This window comes from Lacrimispora sp. 210928-DFI.3.58 (assembly GCF_020554865.1).
GTDB lineage: Bacteria > Bacillota > Clostridia > Lachnospirales > Lachnospiraceae > Enterocloster.
The window spans coordinates 79,328-98,412 of the sequence record NZ_JAJCIC010000015.1 but is presented as its reverse complement, the minus strand read 5'-3'; the positions used below and the strand labels follow the sequence as shown (position 1 = coordinate 98,412).

Below are 19,085 nucleotides of genomic sequence, written 5' to 3'. Positions count from 1 at the left end.
TGTATTCAGGTATGCCCAATGCGCCCGCCAGATTTTCGTGGTGCGGTGGCGCCTCTGACCGCCGGGCACATAAAGGCTTACAGCTGGGAAATGCTGACTGCGGCGCCGTCTGTCATGGAAAGGCTGGGATTCGTGATGACCTGCATCCCCTCCTCCAGCGTTTCTCCCTCTGACGGGATGATCTCCACCGACACATCCCCGTCCACGCCAATGGATACAGGGATCCTTCTCACCTTTCCATCTTCTGCCACTGCTATGTAGGAGCTGTCTCCGTCCTCAAACACGGCAGAGGCCGGAACCACAAAGGCATCCTTAGCCTCCCTGATCAGGAGCTCCGCCTTTGCCGTAATGCCTGCGATCAGCTTTGTATCCTGCCCCTCCACGCGGATGGTTGTGGGAATAACGCGCTCCGTGGAGCCCCCGCCCTTTTCCTCGCCGGTGGGAGAAATCTTGATGACCTCCCCTTCCTCCTTGCCGCCGTCCAGGATATCCGCGGTGATCACGGCTTTCTGCCCCACTTTCACCTTTCCGATGGAGAATTCGCTGACCTTGATCTCCAGTTCCAGCTGCTCCAGGTTCTCAATGCTGAAAATCGGCTTATCGTCCTCCACCTTATCCGCAAACTGGCCCACCTTCGAGTTGACCCTGACAACGGTGCCGTCAATGGTGCTCTTTATCTGGGTATTTTCCAGCTCCTCCTGCTTTTTCTCCAGCTCAAAGGCCGCGTTGGCCACCTGGATCTCATAGGATCTGTCTGCCACGCCTTTTCCGTCTTCCACCGTAAAGCTCTCCATCTGGCGTTTTGCATCATGTAACCCATTGGTGATCTGTTCCATCTCTACCTGGGAAATGTCCCCGGCTACAAAGAGCTGGCTGTTTCTGCTGTAATCCAGGCTGGCCTTCTGGTAGTCCTGGACAGCCTTTTCATAGCCTAGGGCTGCCTCCTTGTCCTTCTCCTCCTTATTTGCCACCGCCAGGTCATAAGCATTCTTTGCGATCAGCACCTCCCGCTCCAGGTCTGTGCTGTCGAGCACTGCCAGTACCTGGCCCTTTGTCACCTTGTCGCCTTCCTTTACATTCATGGCGGTGATCTCTGCATGGATATTGGACACCACATCCACGCTGTCCGTGCCGGACACCGGCCCGCTTATGGTAAGCTTTTCCTGAATATCCTGTTTTGCCAAAGGGATGACGGACACAGGGATGCCCATCTCCTTCCCTCCTCCCATGCGGCTCACTGCAAATAAAAGGAGCGCTGCCGCTGCAACTATCGTTGCCGCTTTTTTCCTGCGGCTTAACATTTTGAAGCGGGCTGCCAGCCTTCTTCCTTTCTGCTTCTTTTCCACTCCGCCCTCTGTCTGTTCTCCTGATATCTCAGCGCTTTCTCCAGCGACCTTTTCTGTATCTTTGTTTCTGCTGCCCTCCGATGTCTTTTTCCTTCTTCTCCAGCGACCTTTTTTCTTCTTCCCCGCCCCCTCCTCGTCCGGGGCCATAAGCTCTGCGATTCTTTTATCGATCTCCTCTGATTCCGCCCTTTTATCCTGCATCTATGGTTCCCTCCTGCTCTGTTCTATTTAACTGTACTAATAATATTAATACGGTTATACCATATAATACCTCTGCTTACAACCCTAAAATAAACATATGGCTTCCTGATGTCATTTTTGTATGTTCATTATAGATTCCGGCTCTTAATATTTCTCCCATAGATTTCCAAACATTTTCGTAACGAAAACGAAAGAAATGCGAAAGAACCATCTTTGAAGAAAAAGCTCTGTTCTTCCTGGGACAGTGCTTCTTTGCTGGTAATCGGCAACCACTACTCCGCGGAATCTCACTAATCCCCAGACCTAAAGCGCTTACCAAAAAATCGAGCCCGGAAATCCAGTATTTATTCTGGTTTCCGAGCTCTTGGTATATCGGTTGCGTACAGATTGAAAACAAATTTTTGCCTGAGCATTTTTAATCTCACAAGGCCAATGCTCTCAGCATACATAGAAAAAAGAGCAGGCGTATTCCACCAATAAAGATGTACTACGCCTGCCTCCCAGAAGGGAGCATATGGAATTAAAGGTCCTACGAAAGTACTGCCTTCAGCCGCTTTATCATCTCATCCACATCTGCCCTTTCGATCACAAGAGGCGGAACAAAGCGAATGGTATTGGCTCCTGCGCTGATGAGGATCAGCTTTTCTTCCAACAGGGCCTTGGATACCACAGGACCTACGGGAACGGTGAGCTCCAGGCCCTGGATCAGCCCTATGCCTCTGTGCTCCTTCACCACGCTGCACTCTGCGGCCAGCTCTTCAAGCTTCTCTGAAAGGTAGGCTCCCACTTCCCTCACATGCTCTACTATATGGCGCTTTTCAAAGATATCAAGCACAGCTCTTGCGCCTGCTGTCACAAACGGATTTCCGCCGTAGGTGGTGCCGTGATCTCCCGGAACCATGGCTGTTGCTGCCTTGCCGCTGGCAAGAAATGCGCCTATGGGAAGGCCGTTTCCCAAGGCCTTTGCCACTGTCATCACATCCGGCTTTACACCATAGCGCTGCCATGCGAACATTTCCCCGGAGCGCCCCATGCCGCACTGGATCTCATCCAGGATCAGGAGCATATCGTGCTCATCGCAGAGGGCACGGACTCCCTTTAAAAATTCCTCTGTGGCAGGATAAATGCCGCCCTCGCCCTGGATGGTCTCCATGATAACGGCGCAGGTCTTGTCATTGATCAGAGCCTTTACACTGTCCAGATCGTTGTACTCTGCAAAGCGGATGCCGGGAACCAGAGGCTTAAAGGGTTCCTGATAGTGGGCATTGCCAGTTACGGATAATGCTCCGATACTTCTTCCGTGGAAGGAGTGGTGCATGGCAATGATCTCACCTGTCATGTCAGGCTCCTTGTCCTCGCAGCCGTCGCAGCCGTCTCCCATGGCCTCATGGAGTTTGTTGTAATGATAGCGCTTTGCGATCTTAAGCGCACCCTCAATGGCCTCTGTGCCGCTGTTGGTGAAGAACACCTTCTCCATCCCGGATACTGCCAGCAGCTTCTCCCCTGCCTCGATAGAGGGCTGGTTATAGAACAGGTTGGAAATATGGGTCAGCTTATCCAGCTGCTCCTTTACGGCCTGTGTGTATTCCTCATCCCCGTAGCCCAGACCCATCACAGCAATGCCTGCGCCGAAGTCCAGGTACTCATTCCCCTCCGTATCATAGAGCTTCACGCCCTGTCCGTGGTCGAACACCACCGGGAACCTGTTATATGTCTTGTACAGGACATGCTCTGCCCTGTCCATCATCTGCTTATCAGCCATGATAATACCTCACATCCTCTTTTGAATTAAAAATAGCCGTACCAATACCTTTGTCTGTAAAGATCTCCAAAAGCAGGCAGTGGGGAATACGGCCGTCCAGGATATGTACTCTGGACACACCGCTTCCGATAGCATTGATGCAGTTCTGAAGCTTTGGAAGCATTCCTCCGCCCAGCATACCGCTGTCCACAAAATTCTGTGCCTCCTCTATCGTCATCTCGGAGATCAGGGAGGATTTGTCATTGAAATCACGGAACACGCCCTCCACGTCTGTCAGGAAGGCCAGCTTCTCTGCCTGGACAGCGGTAGCGATGGCGCAGGCCGCATCATCTGCGTTGATGTTGTAGCTCAAATAATCATCATCAAAGCCGATGGGACAGATGATAGGCAGGAAATCCTTTTCCAGCAGGTCATAGATCACCTTGGGATCCACCTTCTCCACCTCGCCTACAAAACCAATGTCCTCGCCTCCGGAAAACTTCTTGCGGCATTTTAACATCATGCCGTCCTTGCCGCTGATGCCCACAGCCTTCACGCCCAGCTCATTGACAAGCTGCACCAGGCTCTTGTTGACCTTGTTGAGCACCATCTCTGCGATCTCCATGGTAGGCTCATCCGTCACACGCAGGCCGTTTACAAAATGGGGCTCCATACCTACCTTGCCCACCCAGCGGCTGATCTCCTTGCCGCCTCCGTGGACGATGATGGGCTTAAAGCCGACTAATTTTAAGAGCACCACATCCTGGATGACCTTGCGTTTTAATTCCTCATCCACCATGGCGCTTCCGCCGTATTTTACAACAACGATCTTTCTGTTAAAACGCTGGATATAAGGCAGGGCTTCAATGAGCACGGCTGCTTTTTCCATTGGATCGATATTCATCTTTCTAATCCTCCTTGTTCCTTATTGCAAAAGCTTCGCCGCCGCGAGGCGGCGCTAAATTCAGGTATGCCAGGTGCGCCGCCGGATTTTCATGGTACGGGGCGCTTCCGCCCGCCAGACTTTCATAGCGCGGCGGCGCTTCCGCCCATCGGCGCATTCAGGTTTCCTATGAACGGTAATCCGCATTGATCTTCACATAGTCAAAGGTCAGGTCGCAGCCCCAGGCTGTAGCCTCTGCCTCTCCCATCTTCACATCCGCAATGGCTGTCACCTCAGGCTCGGACAGGATCCTTGTAGCCTGCTCCTCGCTGTAGTCCACAGCAACGCCGTTTTCAATGATCTGCATACGGCCTGCGGCGCTCTCAAAGAAGAGGTCCACCTTCTCAGGGTCAAACTGTGCGCCAGAATATCCCATAGCACAGAGTATTCTGCCCCAGTTGGCGTCATGCCCGAAGATGGCAGCCTTTGTGAGGCTGGAGGTGATAACGGATTTGGCCAGCACCTTTGCCTGCTCCTTTGACTCCGCACCGATGATCTTCACCTCAAAGAGAGCGGTACAGCCCTCGCCGTCCCCTGCCATCTTCTTTGCCAGGGTTTCATTGATATAGTTAAGAGCCTGGCAGAAGGCCTCGTAGTCTTCATTTTTCTCACAGATCTCCTGATTCCCTGCAAGGCCGTTTGCCAGAAGCAGCACGGTGTCATTGGTGGAGGTGTCCCCATCCACGGAGATCATATTGTAGGTGTCCTTGATATCCTGGCTTAAGGCCTCCTGCAAAAGCTCCTTGCTGATGGCAGCGTCTGTGGTGACAAAGCTTAACATGGTGCACATGTTGGGATGGATCATGCCGGAGCCCTTGCACATGCCGCCAATGGTAACCATAGCGCCGCCGATCTCCAACCGGACAGCTACCTCTTTGTTCTTTGTGTCTGTGGTCATGATCGCCTTTGATGCGCTGGTACCGCTCTCTAAGCTTCCATCAAGGAGAGGCGCCATGGTCTTGATCCCGGCCTTGATCCTGTCAATGGGAAGCTGCATCCCGATAACGCCTGTGGATGCCACCAGAACGCCCTCTGCAGGGATCTTAAGAGCCTCGGCTGCTGCCTGGGCCGTCTGGCTGCAGTAGCCCATTCCCTCCTCGCCTGTACAGGCATTGGCGATCCCCGCATTGACGATCACTGCCTGGGCCGGGGCCCCGCTTGTCACCTGGTTCTTATCCCATTTTACAGGGGCTGCCTTTACGATATTCGTAGTAAAGGTTCCGGCGGACCGGCAGGGGGCCTGGCTGTATATCATTGCCATGTCCTGACGTCCCTGATATTTGATGCCCGCTGCTGTGGAGGCTGCCATAAAGCCCTTTGCGGCTGTGACGCCTCCCTCTATCTTCTGAAGCTTGACTGTTGGTTTTTCCATCTTTCTTCCTCCATTACTATGAAATATCCGCCGCCGGATAGGCGGCATGTATTCAGGTATGCCAAATGCGCCCACCAGATTTTCATGGTGCGGCGGCGCGTATGCCCGCCAGATTTTCCTGGTGCCGTGGCGCATCTGCCTGCCGGACACATGCAGGTTTACGTTGAAGATCCCGCTGCCGGCCACACATGCATCTACTTTACAAACCGCGTAATATTCTCTTCATTCAGCACAAATTCATAGCAGTTGAGATCCTCCCGCTCCTGCCATCCGATCCCCTGCCAAAAGGCATTTCCCACCTGGTTGCTCTTAAATGCCACCAGGCTGATCTTGCTGACGCCCTCCTTCTGCAGGGCTTCCATAGCTGCCCGGACCATGCGGTAGCCAACGCCGTGGTTCCTGTATTTCTTTGCCACGCATACGTGGTAAAAGCAGCCTGTTCTGCCGTCATGGCCGCAAAGGATATTTCCAATGATCCTTCCGTTCTGGACAGCCACCACGCTGGTGGTAGGGTTGCGCCTTAAGAAGCGCTCCACTCCCTGTTCGGAATCATCAATGCTGCGGATGCCGAAGCCCTTTATCTCTGTCCACAGGGCATAGACCTGCTTATAGTCCTCCATTGTCATTTCCCGGATAAGGATATCCATTGTTCCTGCCATGCTTCTAATAATCCTTCCTTTGATAATATCTGATTACGGAAATACCGGGATCTGTTTTAATCCCGTATTCTCCGGCAGCCCGAACATCAGGTTCATGTTCTGGATGGCCTGGCCGGCTGCTCCCTTTACCATGTTGTCGATGGCGCCCATCATCACAATGCGGTTGGTACGCGGATCGATCTGGAATGCCACATCCACAAAATTGCTGCCCTCTACCCAGCGTGTCTGGGGCACCTGTCCCGGCTCCATGACGCGGACGAAGTATTCCTTTCCATAATATTTATCGTACACAGCTTTTACCTCCTGAGCCGTCACCTCTTTTGTCAATGTGCCGTAGGCCGTTGCCAGGATGCCCCTGTTCATAGGAACCAGATGCGGGGTAAAGCTGATCACTACCGGCTTGCCTGCCGCGTAGGAAAGCTGCTCCTCGATCTCCGGAGTATGGCGGTGGCTTGCCACGCCGTAGGGCTTCATGCTCTCGTTGACCTCACAGTAGAGGTTCGGCGTCTTTGCTCCTCTGCCTGCGCCGGAGGTGCCGGACTTTGCGTCAATGATAATCGTATTTGTGTCGATGAGCCCTTCCTTTACCATGGGATATAGAGTTAAGAAGGAGCAGGTGGGATAGCAGCCCGGATTCGCAATGAGCCTCGCCCCCTTGATCTTCTCCCTGTTGATCTCCGGAAGGCCGTAAACAGCCTCCTCAATGAACTGTGGACATGCATGCCCGATCTTGTACCATTTTTCATAGGTAGCCACATCCTTGATACGGAAATCAGCGCTTAGGTCAATGACCTTTGCCTGGGATAAGATCTCCTCTGTCAGCTGGGATGCGCAGAAGCCCTGAGGAGTAGCGGTAAAGATCACATCCGCCATTTTCGCCAATGCCGCCATATCATCATCCTTACATGGCTCCTCCACCAGATGGGAGACATTTCTATATATAGAAGCAAAATCCTCGCCTACATAGCTTCTGGAGCCATACCAGACGATCTCTACATCCTCACGCTGCAGCAAAAGGCGCACCAGCTCAGCTCCCGCATATCCTGTTGCTCCGATAATACCAACTTTTATCATCTTCTTCTCCTCTTTCTTCTTTTATATTTATAATCTGCTATTTATAAATAATCATTTTAACAGCAACCTGTTTTTCTCCCTGCTGCCGTTCATTTTACCTGTCCGCCCTACATTATAGTGGCTTTTTCCAAAAAAGGAAAGCATATTTTATACATCCATTTTTTCCCTTTTTCGTCAGGATTTCATAATTATACATTAAAAATGCATAATATGCAACATTTTTAAAAAATTTCTTTTTCCTCTTGCATTTTCTAAGATAATGTTGTATATTTATGAAAGCCCAATGAGTACAGTATTTTTCAGGAGGATTTTATCATGAAGGAGAAAGTTGTTTTAGCTTATTCCGGTGGACTTGACACCACTGCCATCATTCCGTGGTTAAAGGAAACCTTTGATTATGACGTTGTCTGCTGCTGCATCGACTGCGGCCAGGGAAGTGAATTAGATGGACTGGACGAGAGAGCAAAGCTGTCCGGCGCTTCGAAATTATATATTGAAGATCTGGTTGACGATTTTTGTGACAATTACATTATGCCATGTGTAAAGGCAAATGCCGTATATGAGAACAAATATCTCTTAGGCACCTCCATGGCCCGTCCCGCCATTGCAAAGCGTCTGGTTGACATTGCCCGCAAGGAGGGCGCTGTCGCCATCTGCCACGGTGCAACAGGCAAGGGAAATGACCAGATCCGTTTTGAGCTGGGCATCAAGGCCCTGGCTCCTGACCTGAAGGTGATCGCTCCATGGCGTATGACCGATGTATGGACCATGCAGTCCCGTGAGGATGAGATCGAATACTGCAAGAAGCATGGCATCCATCTTCCCTTCTCTGCTGACAGCAGCTACAGCCGTGACCGCAACTTATGGCACATCAGCCATGAGGGCCTGGAGCTGGAGGATCCGTCCCAGGAGCCGAATTATGACCACCTGCTGGTACTCACCACACCTCCTCAGAAGGCTCCGGACGAGGGCGAGTACGTTACCATGACCTTTGAAAAGGGCGTTCCCACCAGCGTAAACGGCGAAAAGATGAAGGTTTCCGACATCATCAAGAAGTTAAATGAGCTGGGCGGCAAGCACGGCATTGGCATTGTGGACATTGTGGAGAACCGTGTGGTAGGCATGAAGTCCCGCGGCGTATACGAGACACCAGGCGGAACCATTCTGATGGAAGCTCACCAGCAGTTAGAGGAGCTGGTATTAGACCGTGCTACCATGGAAGTAAAGAAAGACCTGGCAAATAAACTGGCACAGGTCGTATATGAGGGCAAATGGTTCACTCCTCTGCGCGAAGCCATCCAGGCCTTCGTAGAGTCCACCCAGGAATATGTGACCGGCGAAGTGAAGTTCCAGCTCTATAAGGGCAACATCATCAAGGCCGGAACCACCTCCCCATACTCCTTATACAGCGAGTCCCTGGCTTCCTTCACCACAGGAGACCTCTATGACCACCATGATGCAGACGGCTTCATCACCCTCTTCGGACTGCCTCTTAAGGTTCGTGCGATGAAGATGGCTGAGGTGAAGGCTGCGAAGAAGGATAACTAATCCCATTTACATATCAAACAGGTCAGACAATGTAACAGGCCCGGCAGTCAGAAACGGCTGCCGGGCCTGTATATTTGCCAAGTATACTGAAAACCCGCCAGTGGCGGGTTTTCTGGTCGTCATCAAAGATATGCCGGGCTGATCCGCCTATCGCGTAGTTCCTCTCCACTTCACAATATTCTTAAATACGATCTCCGTATCACCTTTCTTCCCCTCTAACTGCCCCAGAAGCTCCTCCATAGCGCGGACGCCCTGCTCGTAGGCAGGGGCAATGACGGCGGTGACGGGCGGGGTGGTCATCCTTGTCCAGCCCTCCGGGTCGAATCCAATAAGGCCTAAGCTGTCTGGGAACAAGGAAATATAGTCCGGAAATTTCCTTATTGCTTCAAATACGGCCTTTAACAGCCCTGGGGCTGCAACGTAGATCAGGGTACGTTTTTTGAAATCGATCTCCGTCTTCAGCATCTCATAGACCTGGTCTGATTTCACTCCTGGCTGGAAATATTGGGTCTTTCCCTGGCGGACCGCATCCTGAAGGGCATCCTTGTATCCACTGGTATTTTCAAAGGCTGTCCCGGCTGCCCCTTCACCGTCTGATATCATAAGAAAATCCTCGTATCCCTTTTTGATGCATTCTGTGATCACTCGGTAAATGCAGTCATAGTTGTTCCCCTTCACGCATTTTCCTTTATAGTCATAGGGTTTGGACTCCAGATACACAATGGGTTTTCTCTTCTTTTCAAGGTCTGCAGCCAGCATCCCGAAGCGGTATGTAGCCTGGATGACGAAGCCCTCTGCTCCCATCTTCAACATCCGCTCCACGTATTCCTTCTCCTGTGGATAGGTAAGACCGCTGTTTCCCAGCAGTACCTGATATCCCTGGGAACTGGCCACATCTTCCATTCCCTTTAATGCCTTTGCACAATAGGGATCGGAATTGTCTCCCAAGATAACGCCAATCAAGCCGCTGCTCTTGGCCTTCATGGCCCTGGCAGCAGCACTCGGCTCATATCCTGTTTCATCAATGATCTGCTGGATCCTGCGCTGGGTTTCCTCCGACATCTTGTTGATCTTGCCATTGAGATAAAAGGACACCGTTGTTTTAGAGACCCCTGCTCTCTCCGCAATTTCATTAATTGTCAGTTTCTTCATCTTTACCTCCACTTGCTGTTCCTATTACTATACCACAAAATATATTGATTTAAAATGTTTTTCTTTCACGCCAGGGACCGCCTCTAATTGCGCAGCCTGTACCATGTCCTTTCCTCCTCCAGGCAGTGGACGGCAATGCTTTTTCCATAGACCGGCAGCTCCTTAAATTGATACATTTTCCCTCCCCGGAATGTTTCCCTGTTCCATAAAAGGAAGGTCCAGGATTCCTTCTCTGAAAGCGCAAAGGTCATAGCTGTCACCAGATCTGCCTTAGCTGGTTCTTCTTTGCCGAACTGGTATACCTCTGCCATTTCTGCCCGGATCCCTGATCCATAAAAGCAACTCCAGCTTACAGCCCTGTCTTTAAATGTTTTTTCCTTTGCCAGACAGATGCTGGGAGAGAGCTGATTGTATTTGGGGGAAATGACGCAGTCTTCTTCCACGAAATCCTCCGAACCCCAGGCCACGAGCGTGAGCCCGTCCCGTGAGAGCAGCCTCCGGTCTGCCTTTGCCGCCGGATCTGTTCCTGCCACCAGGTCTGTTCTCACTGCCGGATCCAAATGGTAATACTCCTTTACCCGGTGCTCCCCGCTGCAGTGGATCTCATTCACTACCAGCCAGATACCGCAGTCCGCCGCCATGACCTTGCGTATCACCAGGCACGGAAATCCATCCTTTAAGGTGCATTGGTAAGCCATCTCCGCATAATGGACAGGCCCTCTGTTCCTGTAATCATTTTTCAGGCGGTCCCCATAGCTCTCATAGCTCCAGGAGCCCTTCGGCACTGCCATGGACTCCCCATCGATCACGCAGACATTGTGGGCCTTGGGCCCTTTTAAAGCCATGCGCAGAGGCTCGTCCTCCCTGTAGGAATACCTTCCGCTGTCTGTCAGGAAGCTCCTCCCTCCATAATACAGGGAAATATGGGTCATATCCCCGTGTCCGTGGCCGCTGCCTAAGGGCCCGCAGGAAAGGCAGGTATAATTCCCATCCTCTTTCCAGCTGCTCCTGAAATAAATATTTCCGGTATCCCTGGCATGAAAAGATCTTGACTCCGGTTCCTCCTCTGTCAGGTTTTCATAGGTCTGTGCACCATTTTTTCCAAACAGCCAGAGGCTGTCCACATCAAGGCAGGGCGTGCCTGTGAATTTGTACTCGCCCTTTCCTGTCAGGATGGCTGCTTTTACCATGATGTCGCGCACATCCGTGGCATCGCTGTCGCACTGGGCAGGCTGCCTGTGATCCGGCCCCTGGCAGTGGAGCACATAGCGGCTCATGCGGTCTACCAGCTCTAGGAGCTGGGCAGGCTTCCATCCCTTTCCATCATTTTCCAAAAACCTCTGCACGGACAGCAGCCTCATATAGGCCAGAAGAACCTCAATATGATACATGATAGACTGCTCCCAGTGCGAACCATCCTCCATCACCTGGAGCTCTGCCTGACGTTTCAGTTCCTCCCAGGCCCACTGCTTTAGCCCGTCCCGGGGCAGATACTCCCCGAACAACAGATACCCCTGGCAGATAGCGGTCACCTGCAAAACTCCCCAGTTGCTCAGGGTGTATTTTCCGATATACCGTTTCTTAAGGCTTACAAGCTGTTCTCTCATGCTCCAGAGAAGCTCTTCGCCCTCTGACTGTTCCAAAAGTCCATTTCCGGCCAAATGAAGGATCAGATACTGCCAGTTCATGCACCGGATGCCCGTATCGATGGTCCTGGTGCTCTCAGAGCCCTCAGGAAGGATGGGATTGTGGTCGATCCAGTGGAACAGATACCATTTCAGCTTATCCGCATATGCCTTCTCTCCTGTCAGATACCAGGCAGCCATAAGCTTATGCAGGTAATCATGGCGGTTCAGCATATACACCCACTCCGGATCCCCGTTGGGACTTTTCTGCCATTCCATTTTCTCCAGAAATATAAGATCGCCGCATGGCTCCATATCCCATTTGTCTGCAAACAGAAACCGCTGCCCCAAAAGCTCCTCTGCTCTCTCCATGAGAATATCCGCTTCTTCGCGGCAATTCTTCCTTATATAATTTGTCACAAAATCCATGTCAAGGAAAGCAACATACTCCCTGGCTCTTTCTTCCACTTTTTTCCATATACTACTCATAATCCTGCTCCTGTTTTCTGCTCTCATAACGCACTTCCAGGGAGGCGCCGTGTTGCGGCTCCTCCCTGAAGCGTTTTTATTATGCAATGATATGTAAGCAGGAAAGCAGGACTCCGACTACGACTGTCAGGATAACCAGCTTGTAGGTCGTCCATTTTTTCACCTTTATCAGGTAGAAGATGAACCCGGTGAACAGTACCGGCAGCAGATTGGGGGCAATGGCATTGATCATGTCCTGGATCGCCACGACCTTCTGCTGGTCTCCCGGCATATTCGCCACATATTGGATCGGTGTAGTGATCTTTACAAAGTTTACTGCAAGGCCGGAAATCACCGTTACGCCGATCATGCTGGCTACATCAGAGATCTGTTCCATTCTTGAGCTTAAGCTTGCAATGATGCTGGTTCCCAGCTTGTATCCCCACATGCCGGTGAGTATCTTCACAATGAAAAGCACGATGTTCATTCCCAGAAGGAACAGGATGGGGCCCATGATCAGTCCCTCCTGAGCAAGGGAAGCTCCGATCGTGGCGAACAGCGGCGCCAGACAAAACTGCGCCAGGGAATCGCCGATTCCGGCCAGAGGTCCCATAAGGGCCATCTTGATATTTCTGATCTCCTTGGAAGGCGTCTTATTTTCCAGCATAACCAGATGAAGACTGGTAATGAAGGGCAGGAAGTGGATATTGGTGTTGAAGAACTCGATATTTTCCTGTAATGCTTCCTGGAGCTTGTCATCGTCATCTTTATACATTTTCCTGAGAGCCGGATAAAGAACATTGGCATAGCCCAGGCCCTGGTAATTTCCATAGTTAAAACCATTCTGCAGGAAATATGCCCGCAGGGATGTCTTGATATAATCCTTTTTCTCTAAACAATTAGATGCCATCTTCAAATTCAACCTCCACTTCTTCTACAGATGCTTCGCTTCTTTTTCCTGCATGGAAAAATACCAACAGTGCCATTGCTGTTCCCAGGAACGCCACACCCATAACAGGCAGCCCCATGTAGGAAATCGCAATATAACCTAAGAGCACAAAGGGGATCAGCTCCTTCTTTGCCATGACATTGAGGATCATAGCAAATCCGATTGCAGGGAGCATTTTCCCTGCCATGCCCAGTCCGGTGCTTAACCATGCCGGGATCAGGGAGATCACACGCTGAAGGCCTTCGGAGCTTAAGGCTCCGCAGAAACCGATCACAAAGCCCACCAGGCCAAATACGCAGACCGTACTGTTGCAGGCTATGCGAAAGCCCCGGAAATCCTTGCGCTCCAGAGCCTTATGGGCCATAGAGGACAGTGTCGTTGCAAAGGTGTATGTGGCAGTGATCACAAACTGGAAGGCCACTGCAAACGGGAAGGAAAGAGCAAGGGCAGAACCCACATCGATCCCCGCATCCTTCATAGTGATGGCAATAATGGTTCCTACGATTCCAGGGCCCATGGGATTGGGCGGCACAGTTCCTCCCTGAGATACGCCAAAGCCCATAAAAGCCAGCTCGCCTACCGCTCCCATTGCCAGTCCTGTGGGCAGATCACCCAGGATCAGCCCCACGCCGGTTGCCATCACAAGGCATCTGTTGGTGTAAATGCCAAAGAGCATACCCATAAGGCAGAGGCCCGTCCATAAACCGATTAATATACATTGAACAATTGAGATCGTCATGTCAATTTTCCTCCTATAAGTAATTATTCAGATCAACATTGCCGGACTTATCATCCCCGGCAGCAGTTGCCTTTGTGTTGAAAATGATTCCATATTGGTCCCTAAGCTCTCTTAATGCAGCCTTGTCCTCCGGGCCTAAGGCAATAAACTTGCTGATCTCCTCTTTTCCAGGAGCACGGTGGATGTTGCCCACATTGATCTCCTTCACCGGAACGCCTCCTGCCACTAACTTCAGCGCATCCATCGGTGTCTTGCACACAATGAATATCTTCTGCTTTGGTGATGCCTTCATGATCACATCGCAGGTGTGCTGGACAGAAAAAAATCTCATCGCAATAGTCTTAGGCACCACAGCCTTCATGAGCATCTGCTGCATAGGATCCTCGCTGGCTGCATCATTTGCCACGATCACGGTATTTACCCCCAGGGCCTTGATCCACAGCTGTCCCTGCCCGTGGATCAGACGTTCGTCAATCCGAAATGCTTCGATATTTGGTGTTTCCATATTTTTCCTCCTTTACCAATACAGGTTCCAATCCCTGGAAAACCTCATTAATGCCTCTAAATAATAGTAATCTCCCCATATATTCCCCTCATCTACGCCCTTGCCGGAATGCCAGGAATAGACTCCGTGAAGGAGGATTGGTTTACCTGGGTTTACCTCTTTATTTGCGTAGTTTTGTATCAGGGATCTTAAGATGCTGTGCATAGCGCCCCTGTAGGCCTCCTTGTCAGGATCTGTCTCCGGGATATACTTTAACATCTCATGGATACCGCATACGGCAATGGCCGCAGCAGAGGAATCCCTGGACTGTCCGGAGCCGTCCCCGAAGATCAGATCCCAGTAGCATACCTGATCCTTGGGCAGCCTGTTAAGGAAATAATTCGTCATTCCGGCAAACAGGTTGAAGGCGCTCTTATCCCTTGTATACCTGTAATTTAAGGGAATCCCATATATCCCCCAGGCCTGTCCTCTGGCCCATGCAGAGTCATCGCTGTAGCCCTGTCTGGTGGCGCCCTTTACGGGCCCTCCTGTCTCCGGGTCAAAATAAAATGTATGGAAGGCAGAGGCATCATCCCTGATAACATGATTGCAGGCGGTCTGATAGTGGCGTTCCGCCATCCTTCTGTACCGCTCCTCCCCGGTGATCTCGCTGGCCCAGTAGAGAAGCGGGATATTCAGGAGACAGTCAATGATCAGGCGGTAATTGTCCCTTGCACCAAGCTCTCCCCATGCCTGGATAAAGCCGCCCTTTTCCTGAAAACGCTCCCCCAGCTTCTCTGCTGCCAGGATTCCGGCCCGCTTTCCGTCCTCAGATCCGGCTGCCTTCCAGCCTGCCACACAGGACAGACTATAAAGGAAGCCCAGATCATGGTGGTCCAGCTCCACTCTGTTTTCCACCCGCCAAAGGAAGGAAGCAATATTCTCCTCTGCCCTCTGCCGGAAAACATCCTCTCCGGTGTATTCATAACAAAGCCACAAAAGCCCTGTCCAGAAGCCATTGGTCCATTCTGTATTGCCGATAATACCGTATGTATTGCCCTTTGTGGCAGGCGAGGGGAACTCTGTCCCGAAATACTGCATATTCTGCTTTACCTGCTCTACTCCCCTTTGAATGGCCCCTTCTACCTCTTCCTTTGTCAAAAGGGGCGTCTGAAGAAATCCTTCTTTTTCCTTAATCGTCTCCACCCTTATTGTCTTGATCATCTCTCCCTCCTTTATAATCCATCCTCAAATTCCGGTTTTGTTTCCCCGTTCTCCATTCCGTCCAGGTTTACTAAACCATCTCTCCCTGCCTTCAGCAGATTCTCTGTCAGCTGGTCCAAACCAAACATGGATCTGGAAAATACTGCCTCCACCAAAGCCGGCATGTTCACTCCTGCCACCACCTTGATGCTCTTATCCTGCCTGTCCGTCCGCAGGGACGCTGCCGTATTAAACGGAGTACCGCCCACCAGATCCGCCAGAATCAGAATCTCCTCTGATTCCAGCCTGTTTACCGCTGCTTCCAGCTCTTCCCTAAGCTCCGCCTGGCTCATTCCCTCTGTAAAATCGACTGCCTCTGCTCTCTCCGGTTTTCCCGCAACCAGGCTTACCGCACTAAACAGCCCCGATGGAAAATGTCCATGCCCTGTTACAATGATCCCTATCATTATCTGCTCCTTCCTTTGTTTACTTATTCTCCCCTATTCTGCCTGTTATTCCCTGTTGTTTCGTTGGTTTTTAGTAAACTGTTTTACTTACGAGTCGAGTATAGTATTTTTGTTTACCAAAGTCAAGGGCTTTTTTTATTTTGCTGTCTTTTCTTGCAATGTACACAATTTAAAACCACTATTTTTATGCACTTTTCACATTTCAATTTGATTTTTCCATGCTATTCCTCCGTTTTCAGGCCATTCACACGCGGTGATCCCGTTTTGGTAAACCAATAGATTTTTCCTTCTAGTTTACCATTTCCTTTTGTAAACCATCAAAAAACAGCCCTGCCAAGGCCATGGGCCATGAAACAGAGCTGTAATATGAACATGTATTCCAACCAATAGATACTGTAAATCCTGTAATTCCGCCACGATATCCGGGCCTGAAAATATCTTTTTATAAAACCTCCTTATAAAGCCTCAGAACATTTTTATAAAACAGCCTCTTCCACCTGATTCAGCACAGACTCATAGATGATTTTCAGCTGTTTCGGCGTATATTTCTCAATCATCCCTTCTCCCTCTCATACAGCACAAAATGATTCCTCTGAAAATCCAGTATCCCCTCCGCCCGCATCTTGCTCAGCTCATTGGACATGGCGCTGCGGTCCACACAGAGATATTCAGCCAGCTCCTGGCGGTTATGGGAGATGTCAAAACTCCGGCCCCCCTGGGACATGGCCTGAGCGGAAAGGTAGGATAGGATCTTTTCCCTGGTAGTCTTCCTGGAAATGTGCTCCAGCTTATTCTCCAGCCTCACATTCTGTTCCGAAACCAGGCGCAGCAGATTGTGTATCAATCTTGTATGAAAATCACAGGCCAGAGAGCAGAAGGTGATCATCCTCTGATAATTCAGAAACAGCACCTCGCATCCCTCCTTTGCCGCAACGCTCACCGGAAGCACCGGCGTCCTGGCGCAAGAATAAGTCTCCCCAAACACCTCCCCTTCCCGTATACAATACAGCTCCTCCTTCTTCCCCCAAAAATCCTCGTGAACCACCGCCGCCTTTCCCTTTAACAAAATCATGACCCGATCCAGAGATTCCCCCATACGGAAAACATACTCCCCTGTCTCATACATGGTCCTCTCCGCCCCACAGCACTTAAACAGCGTATAAAGCTCATCCTCATTGATCCCATAAAACAAAGGAGACTTTTTCATCAAATGCAGATATTCCTCCATGTTCTTCCCCTTTTTCGTTGTATTTCCAACTAATTTGATGGAATTATTATACAACTCATCTCCTTTTTCCGTCAACCCCCAGCTATAATAACTTGCAAAACAAATTGCAAGCCAAGAACCTCCGCTTTCTGAAGTTTCCGCATTTGGCGCTGTGCCTGGGGCGGGAGCGGCTGGTGCGGCTTTGCAGGACATTAGAAGCACTTAGGCAGCTGGTTTTTCCGTTCAGAGCCACATCAATGATTGTCTGAGCGCAGCGAGTTGCGTTGATGTGGCTCTGGCATTTAGGAAAAATCAGCTGCCTTAGAGCTTCTTATGTCCGAAACCGGAGTGCCAGACGCTCCTGCCCCAGGCGCAGTGCCAAATGCGGAAACGTTCCCCAGCCATCCCCCAAACAAAGCAGAAGGCTCCACAAGACTTTCCCATACACCAAAAAAAGCGGCACAGCCCCTATCCCAGAGCCACGCCGCCCAAAACACTCTCCATTTAATCCAACAAACACCTATTCTTCTTCCAACTGCCTCTTATAAATCTCAATCACCCTCTTCATCGCCTCCGGCCCCGGCGCCCCAACTGTCATTCTCTTCTCCACGCAGGTCTTCATGCTGATGGCCTCGTACACATCCTCCTCAAACACAGGGCTGATCTCCTTATACTCATCCAGCGGCAGATCATCCAGCGCAATCCCCTTTTCAATGCACTTAAGTACCAGCTGACCCACAATACCATGGGCATCCCTGAACGGAACTCCCTTATTCACAAGATAATCCGCCGCATCCGTAGCATTGGTAAAGCCATTCTTAGCGCTGGCCTCCATCACATCCTTCCGGAAGCTCATAGAAGACACCATCCCGGTAAACAACGCCAGGCAGCCCTTCACCGTATCGATCGCATCAAAGGTCAGCTCCTTATCCTCCTGCATATCCTTATTATAAGCCAGAGGAAGCCCCTTCATCGTAGTAAGCATAGATACCAAAGCCCCATACACCCGTCCGCTCTTGCCACGGATCAGCTCTGCGATATCCGGATTCTTCTTCTGAGGCATAATGCTGCTTCCGGTGCTGTAGGAATCATCCAGCTCCACAAAACGGTACTCATTGGTATTCCAGATAATGATCTCCTCACAGAACCTGCTCAAATGCATGGAAATGGTAGATAAGGCCGCAAGAAGCTCGATCAAATAATCCCTGTCCGCCACGGAATCCATGGAATTTAAGGTAGGCCCGTCAAAATCCAGCAGCTCTGCCGTATAGGCCCGGTCCAGCGGATAGGTAGTCCCCGCCAGAGCGCCGGAGCCCAGCGGACAGTAATTCATCCGCCTGCGGATATCCCTTAAGCGCAGCCTGTCCCTTGTAAACATTTCAAAGTAAGCCCCCACATGGTGAGCCAGGGTAATGGGCTGGGCCTTCTGTAAATGGGTGAAGCCCGGCATAAAGGTCTCTGTGTTCTCCTCCATCACCTTGAGAAGCTCACAGAGGAGCTCCTTCACCAGCCCATCGATCTCATCGATCTCATCCCTGGTATAAAGCTTCATATCGAGAGCTACCTGGTCATTGCGGCTGCGTCCTGTGTGAAGGCGCTTTCCCGCCTCACCAATGCGCTCCGTCAGCGTTCCCTCCACAAAAGAATGGATATCCTCATAGCCGGAGTCCACAGAGATCGTAAGCCTTCCCTCGTCCAGATCCTGCAGGATCCCCTCAAGACCCTTTATGATATCATCCCGGTCCTGCTCCGAAAGAATGCCCTGCTTTGCCAGCATTTTCACGTGGGCAATGCTCCCTCTGATGTCCTGACGGTAAAATTTCTGGTCAAAGGAAAGGGATTCGTTAAAATTGTGTACTAACTGGTTCGTCTCTTTTGTAAAACGTCCGCCCCATAATTTCATGGCT

At 50.9% G+C, this 19,085-nt stretch carries 16 protein-coding genes; 1 reads left to right on the top strand and 15 read right to left on the bottom strand.

From position 1 onward, the window contains the following. Window positions 1-77 precede the first annotated feature (77 nt). The 6 genes from LIZ87_RS11200 to argC all read right to left on the bottom strand — a co-directional run bounded on the left by LIZ87_RS11200 (window position 78) and on the right by argC (window position 7,336). On the bottom strand, window positions 78-1,547 hold the full coding sequence (locus LIZ87_RS11200) for an efflux RND transporter periplasmic adaptor subunit (RefSeq protein ID WP_227147032.1): 1,470 nt from the start codon (window positions 1,545-1,547) through the stop codon (window positions 78-80). A gap of 529 nt (window positions 1,548-2,076) precedes the next feature. Then, on the bottom strand, window positions 2,077-3,309 hold the full coding sequence (locus tag LIZ87_RS11195; RefSeq protein ID WP_227147030.1) for an aspartate aminotransferase family protein: 1,233 nt from the start codon (window positions 3,307-3,309) through the stop codon (window positions 2,077-2,079). Next, window positions 3,302-4,192 (bottom strand): acetylglutamate kinase, encoded by an 891-nt coding sequence (argB, locus tag LIZ87_RS11190; RefSeq protein WP_178315383.1) that lies wholly within the window; start codon window positions 4,190-4,192, stop codon window positions 3,302-3,304. Before argB ends, LIZ87_RS11195 begins: the two co-directional genes overlap by 8 nt. 166 nt (window positions 4,193-4,358) lie before the next feature. After that, window positions 4,359-5,603 (bottom strand): bifunctional glutamate N-acetyltransferase/amino-acid acetyltransferase ArgJ, encoded by a 1,245-nt coding sequence (gene argJ, locus LIZ87_RS11185; RefSeq protein WP_227147028.1) that lies wholly within the window; start codon window positions 5,601-5,603, stop codon window positions 4,359-4,361. Window positions 5,604-5,797: 194 nt separating this feature from the next. Then, entirely contained in the window at window positions 5,798-6,262 is a 465-nt protein-coding gene (locus LIZ87_RS11180) for a GNAT family N-acetyltransferase (protein ID WP_178313850.1), read from the bottom strand. 33 nt (window positions 6,263-6,295) lie between these two features. Continuing rightward, window positions 6,296-7,336: an N-acetyl-gamma-glutamyl-phosphate reductase gene (argC, locus tag LIZ87_RS11175; protein WP_178313853.1), complete on the bottom strand. Its 1,041-nt coding sequence runs from the start codon at window positions 7,334-7,336 to the stop codon at window positions 6,296-6,298. Between the two features lie 315 nt (window positions 7,337-7,651). Between argC and LIZ87_RS11170 the strand changes: the two genes are divergently transcribed. Beyond that, a complete protein-coding gene (locus LIZ87_RS11170; protein WP_178313855.1) occupies window positions 7,652-8,884 on the top strand; it encodes an argininosuccinate synthase in 1,233 nt (410 codons plus the stop codon). A 147-nt stretch (window positions 8,885-9,031) separates the two neighbouring features. Here LIZ87_RS11170 and LIZ87_RS11165 read toward each other — a convergent pair whose 3' ends face one another. From LIZ87_RS11165 to argH, 9 genes are all read right to left on the bottom strand, one after another. Next, entirely contained in the window at window positions 9,032-10,036 is a 1,005-nt protein-coding gene (locus LIZ87_RS11165) for a LacI family DNA-binding transcriptional regulator (protein ID WP_227147025.1), read from the bottom strand. A gap of 83 nt (window positions 10,037-10,119) precedes the next feature. Continuing rightward, window positions 10,120-12,150: a heparinase II/III family protein gene (locus tag LIZ87_RS11160; RefSeq protein ID WP_227147022.1), complete on the bottom strand. Its 2,031-nt coding sequence runs from the start codon at window positions 12,148-12,150 to the stop codon at window positions 10,120-10,122. Window positions 12,151-12,229: 79 nt separating this feature from the next. Continuing rightward, window positions 12,230-13,039: a PTS system mannose/fructose/sorbose family transporter subunit IID gene (locus tag LIZ87_RS11155; RefSeq protein WP_178316708.1), complete on the bottom strand. Its 810-nt coding sequence runs from the start codon at window positions 13,037-13,039 to the stop codon at window positions 12,230-12,232. Then, window positions 13,029-13,817 (bottom strand): PTS mannose/fructose/sorbose/N-acetylgalactosamine transporter subunit IIC, encoded by a 789-nt coding sequence (locus tag LIZ87_RS11150; protein ID WP_178316707.1) that lies wholly within the window; start codon window positions 13,815-13,817, stop codon window positions 13,029-13,031. Before LIZ87_RS11150 ends, LIZ87_RS11155 begins: the two co-directional genes overlap by 11 nt. Before the next feature lie 13 nt (window positions 13,818-13,830). Then, on the bottom strand, window positions 13,831-14,322 hold the full coding sequence (locus LIZ87_RS11145; RefSeq protein ID WP_178316706.1) for a PTS sugar transporter subunit IIB: 492 nt from the start codon (window positions 14,320-14,322) through the stop codon (window positions 13,831-13,833). 12 nt (window positions 14,323-14,334) lie between these two features. Further along, window positions 14,335-15,525 (bottom strand): glycoside hydrolase family 88 protein, encoded by a 1,191-nt coding sequence (locus LIZ87_RS11140; RefSeq protein WP_227147019.1) that lies wholly within the window; start codon window positions 15,523-15,525, stop codon window positions 14,335-14,337. Window positions 15,526-15,536: 11 nt separating this feature from the next. Further along, window positions 15,537-15,971, bottom strand: coding sequence for a PTS galactosamine/N-acetylgalactosamine transporter subunit IIA (agaF, locus tag LIZ87_RS11135; RefSeq protein ID WP_227147016.1), 435 nt, complete (start codon window positions 15,969-15,971; stop codon window positions 15,537-15,539). A gap of 553 nt (window positions 15,972-16,524) precedes the next feature. Beyond that, the gene (locus tag LIZ87_RS11130) at window positions 16,525-17,253 is read right to left on the bottom strand and encodes a Crp/Fnr family transcriptional regulator (protein ID WP_227147014.1); all 729 of its coding nucleotides are present in this window, start codon (window positions 17,251-17,253) and stop codon (window positions 16,525-16,527) included. A gap of 445 nt (window positions 17,254-17,698) precedes the next feature. Beyond that, window positions 17,699-19,081 carry an argininosuccinate lyase gene (argH, locus tag LIZ87_RS11125; RefSeq protein WP_227147012.1) on the bottom strand — a complete coding sequence of 461 codons (1,383 nt, stop codon included), beginning with the start codon at window positions 19,079-19,081 and terminating at the stop codon, window positions 17,699-17,701. Window positions 19,082-19,085: the final 4 nt, after the last annotated feature.